General features: G+C 46.9%; 1 protein-coding gene and 1 pseudogene. Both read right to left on the minus strand.

The window, feature by feature from the left end:
• On the minus strand, positions 1-1,641 hold a 1,641-nt coding region (locus O9139_RS14160; protein ID WP_270880140.1), incomplete at its 3' end, for a sensor histidine kinase.
• 8 nt (positions 1,642-1,649) lie between these two features.
• Positions 1,650-2,368, minus strand: a pseudogene (locus O9139_RS14165) (extracellular solute-binding protein); the annotation flags it as partial.

Here is a 2,368-nt window from a genome sequence, read left to right on the forward strand (position 1 = left end):
ACAATCTTCAACACGCCGGACGGCAGAGATCGTAATGACAAGATTTCCGTCGCTGGAATGCATGCGGCTCATCCCATGCTTGATTGCATTCTCGAGTGCGGGCTGCAGTGACATTTTGAGCGATTCCTGCTTGAGGCATTCCGGTTCAACCGACAATCGGAGATCAAGTCTTCCATCATAACGGATGTTCATGACGGATACATAATGCAGGACCTGCTGAATCTCATCCTTGAGCATCACGTGGTCCCGCTTCCATTCCATCGAATAGCGCATCATACCACCTAGCGAGGTCATTATATCCGATATTAGGTATTGCCCCTCAATCTCCGCCAGCATCTTAACGTTCTCTAGTGTGTTGTATAGGAAGTGGGAATCGATCTGGTTCTTCAGCGCCCGAAGCTCAGCTTCTTTGCCCGCCGCCTGCCTAGCCGCCTGCTCTTGAATGAGCTCGTTAATCTTCAAAATGAGATTGTGGTAATGAAAGCTCAGCTCTCCTACCTCATCGGTACCGGTAATCGGCGGCAGCTCGACGTCGAAATTACCACTTCTCACCTGTTCCATCGATTCTCTTAACGCCTTAAGTCTGCGCAAAATCATCGCCTGCATCGAGTAAGACAGCAGTACGAGAAATGCCAATAGTAACAAAACGAGTGCAATATAACGAACTCTCGAATCGTGAATGCCTTCCATCGTGCTTGCAAGACTAACCATATTAACCAGATGTGCGCCAATTGATGGAATGTAGCTCTGAATCGCTAGGTAGGACTGCCCATTAACTTTGAACTGTACCGTCTCTTGATCTGTATTACTCGTGAGCTTCAAACGGTTTATCAATTCCTCCGCACATTGCTGCTTGAACACAGATGAAGACCTCAAGCTAAATACCTGTCCGCTCCTTGATACTACGATCAGCTGTGAGTCCTTGTCCTGGACACTGCTGAACGTTCGAGTGAAGAAATTCGACAGCGTCATCGATATTTCCAGAATCCCGTTATGTGTTGTATAGTCCGGATATTTGAATTCCTGCAAGTACGTCATGATGGGCTCATTAAGTGATAGTTCGGATGGTGAATCGGCGAGGACGTCATCATCCTTTAAAATATCCCACCAAGGCAAACCGTTCTGCTTCATCACCTCGTCATGCCAAGGTTTGTCTTCAATACGTGATTCCCGTAGGATGACTGGCCAAATCTCATTCACATAAGGGTTGTCCGTGAACAATCGGACATTCGCAATTCGAGGATTGTTGAACAGAAAATATTGAAAGCTGTTGACCACATCATTCTTAATATGAAGAACATCCACTGCATTCTGTCGTTGTTGAACTTGCAGGTAACTGTTCATTTCCCGACTGGATAACGCAAGCTGGGCGGTCCATTTCATAAGCTCCACATTATTCTCAACGTTCGTCCTCTCGACCGCCAGTACTTTTCCGTTGTTCACCGTCAATTCTTTTATTGAATTAGCGGACTCTTGATTGAGCGTATACCAGGAGAATAGAATAACCGGTATGAAGATAACGATCACAAATGACAGAATAAGTTTGACTTGAAGCGAAAGTTTAATCGTAAATGTACGTTTCCCTGATGACCTACGTATTGCCGGGAATCCCATCTCCTGCTTCACTTCCTGCTGTTTCATCTATAGAACTATTGATTGACCGGCAACTTCAGTTTCTGTACATTCCGTTCATAGGCTGCTTGGCGGCTAGCTTCGATGGCTTCTCGGTCGGTAAGGCTGTTCATGTATTCGGCGAATAGTTGATCGAATTCAGCATCCGACTTGGACGTCAGCAGCTTCGGCAGCGTCTGGCTCCAGAGTTGATCGTTTTTGGCTTTCGCAATACCTTCCTTCGTCGTCGGGTCCGGATCCAGATCGTCGAACTCGGACATGCTGATCGTCTTGCCCCTCGTCCAATCGGCCAATTGTTTGGCAGGCTCAATATCAGCTGGTTTCCATTTTAGCCACATGTTCGTATCCATTAGCATCCAATACTTATAAGAACCACCGTCTTTGCTATCAAACGCTTTGCGGTCGGTGTTGAGTAGATGCATGACCTCCGGCAGAAACTGATCTTTGCCGTCTATCGTATCGTAGGTAACGCCCTTCTCACCTAAGCAAAGATCCTTGTTCCCCTCTTCGCTAATCAGATAGCTGAGGAAGGCAATTGCCCGCTTCTTATCCCTGACGTTCTTCGAAATGAGCGTCAACGTCCAACCGGAGACACGATTTCCTGCAAGTGTAGGCGTATCATGCACATCATCTGCCGGACCATCAATCGCGATATACACCTTATTCGGGTCCTTCTGATACAACGCTTGGTTCGCCTCTGCAAAATCAGATGACTGATACAGCATGGCAAAATAGC

This window comes from Paenibacillus aestuarii (genome assembly GCF_027789125.1).
Lineage (GTDB): Bacteria > Bacillota > Bacilli > Paenibacillales > NBRC-103111 > Paenibacillus_E > Paenibacillus_E aestuarii.